The 255-nt window shown below is 43.5% G+C and carries 1 protein-coding gene; it reads left to right on the forward strand.

Features of this window, described 5'->3' with window-relative positions; genetic code table 11:
• The coding region (locus P8629_RS12270) for an LptA/OstA family protein (RefSeq protein ID WP_278166386.1) at nucleotides 1-180 on the forward strand (180 nt) is incomplete at its 5' end.
• Nucleotides 181-255: the final 75 nt, after the last annotated feature.

The following is a 255-nucleotide window of genomic DNA, read 5'->3' on the forward strand; positions in this document are numbered from 1 at the left end:
TACAAAATGGCTGACGACGAACTGCTGATGATTGGTCAAGCAATGTTAGCTCAAGATGACAGCGAGATCCGTGGTCAGCAAATTCGCTATCAGATCTCCTCACAAAAACTGATTGCTGATGGACAGGGATCGGAACGCGTCTCTACCATTCTTCAACCTCAAGCCGTGCAGCAAGATTAATTATGTCGATACTCAAAGCAGAACATTTAGCTAAAAGCTATAAAAAACGTAAAGTTGTCTCCGATGTGAGCCTAC

It is taken from the genome of Hydrogenovibrio sp. 3SP14C1, assembly GCF_029625905.1.
GTDB lineage: Bacteria > Pseudomonadota > Gammaproteobacteria > Thiomicrospirales > Thiomicrospiraceae > Hydrogenovibrio.